This is a genomic window from Brevibacillus sp. FW301-21C12A (assembly GCF_058788915.1).
Genome location: NZ_JBYTBG010000099.1, coordinates 1 through 2,094 on the forward strand (window position 1 = coordinate 1; position 2,094 = coordinate 2,094).

A 2,094-nucleotide genomic window follows, 5' to 3' on the forward strand; every position below is an offset into this window, starting at 1 on the left:
TTCAGATCCGTCAACACATGTAGCCAGAACTTGGCTGACTCGTTTTCTCCGATCCAGATGCCAAGAACGTCCTTATAACCTTCCAAATCAATGCCAATGACCATATAGGCGGCTTTGCTGATAATTTGCCCGTCCTGTTTTACCTTAAAATGAATGGCATCCATGAAAACAACGGAATACACGCTTTGCAGCGGGCGATTTTGCCATTCCTTGATAAGAGGTAACAGTTTAGCTGTTACGTTGGAGATAAGGGTCGGGGATACCTCAAGTCCATACAGATTGTGCAAATGATCCTGAATATCCCGTGTGCTCATGCCTTTGGCGTACATAGAGACGATTTGATCTTCAATACCCGTTACATGTCTCTGGTGTTTCTTGACAATCGCAGGTTCAAATTCTCCAAGACGATCACGGGGAATCGTGAGATCCAACTCCCCATACTCAGACGTAACCGTTTTTTTGCTATAGCCGTTCCGACTGTTTTTCGTCTGCTTCTGCTTGCTGTCATGCTTGGCATAGCCCAATTCGGTATCCAATTCGGCCTCCAACATTTCTTGCAGTGTTTCTGCAAAAATGTCCTTCAGGGCTTTTTGAACATCCTCCATGGTTTGCAAGTTGTGTTCTTTGATAAGTTGGCGCAGCTGGTCTTTTGGAATGAGTCCCATGTGTTCTCTCAACCTCACTTTGTTTCATTGTAATGGAATGTGGAATGAGAGTTTACACAAAATATTTTACAGTCCCTTTTGAACCGATTAAAGTGATTCTGCCACCTTCACCAGAAAGCACGATAATATCTTCCCAATACTGTCGCATTCCATCATCCCCATTAAAAAGCGATCGGTTCTAAATCGTCAAAACTTTCCTCGCCAAAATCTTCCCAACTTGAAACAGACGGATCATTTGCCAAATCTGCATGAAACCAAAACAAATCTTCACATCGACCTGGTGTAAACAAGCTTTGTTTTGCCTTCCAATTATCCCTGACGATAAAGATGGCATCAGCTCCATATTCCCCATTCCACTTCAGTAGGGTGTACCTCTTTTTGAATTCTTGACTATCAACTTTATGCTTGATCATGATATCAAATTGGGGATAGTGCTCCTGAAACGATTTAAGTAGAGTAAGGAGATCCTCTGTCCTCTCGATCTTCCTATACCCTCTCATTTTCCCAGGTATACCTTTCTGTTGAAATGCCTTTAATGAAGGAATGCCTTTCGAAAACTCTAATTGTAACGTCTGGAGAAGATGATCATCTCCCATCATATTAAATCGAACGCTTCCATCCTCAATTAGCTCAATTTGACCGTGCCCGCTCTTATGGGTAAATTCAATCATACGTTCACCTCTTTAGAAGATAATTCCACCACCTGCGGTTGCGATACAGGTTCGTTCAACATGTGCTGTATAGTCATTTTTACTAAAGGTATGAACATAACGATTAAAGGTTGTGGTTCCGATATCATTTATGGTGTGGAAGACAATGACAGGATTACCTTCAACATCGTAATAAAAGTGAGGCTCAATGATTTCGGGTTCATCCTCAATCATTTCCCATTCATAATGGCCATAATGTGATTTTTGATCATCCGTCAGTGGTAAGATTATATCTCTCCCCCATGAGGTTCCGTGCCACATCGCACCAAACTCATGAAGTTCATGAAACACGATGGATGCTTGCAAATATGATAAAGGGGTTCGGTCGCCATCGATGGCTTGCATGAAATCGGCTAATGCAAAGGAGGGTTTCGGTGCAGATAGGAAATGCTCTTCTAAACGTTGGCACTCATTTGGGTCTGGAAGTTCAGTATCGACTGGTAAAGCCCAAACGATTCCGTTTCCATTTGCTCCGTCCGTATACTGATAAGCCCTTAATTTATATCCCTCTTTGATCCGAAGATGGGAAAATGCCCTTACTATGGATTCTGGATTGGCGGCAGTTCTGAACCAGCCAAAATCAAAATCATCACATTCTTCAACAGGTTGAGAATCTACAAACAGGTTTGGTTTCGTTGCGTAGTGTATATCGCATAATAAAAGTACAGAAAATCGCAGCGTAAAAATGCAGAGCTAGCCTGCGTTTTACAAGGCGGAAA

At 42.3% G+C, this 2,094-nt stretch carries 3 protein-coding genes; all 3 read right to left on the minus strand.

Annotated features, from left to right (window positions below):
- Window positions 1-665 (minus strand): IS256 family transposase (locus tag AC3WQH_RS25350; protein WP_492332322.1); only part of this gene is annotated, 665 nt, incomplete at its 3' end.
- A gap of 161 nt (window positions 666-826) precedes the next feature.
- Window positions 827-1,336: a hypothetical protein gene (locus tag AC3WQH_RS25355; protein WP_026558479.1), complete on the minus strand. Its 510-nt coding sequence runs from the start codon at window positions 1,334-1,336 to the stop codon at window positions 827-829.
- Window positions 1,337-1,348: 12 nt separating this feature from the next.
- Window positions 1,349-1,720: a hypothetical protein gene (locus tag AC3WQH_RS25360; protein WP_492332323.1), complete on the minus strand. Its 372-nt coding sequence runs from the start codon at window positions 1,718-1,720 to the stop codon at window positions 1,349-1,351.
- Window positions 1,721-2,094 lie beyond the last annotated feature (374 nt).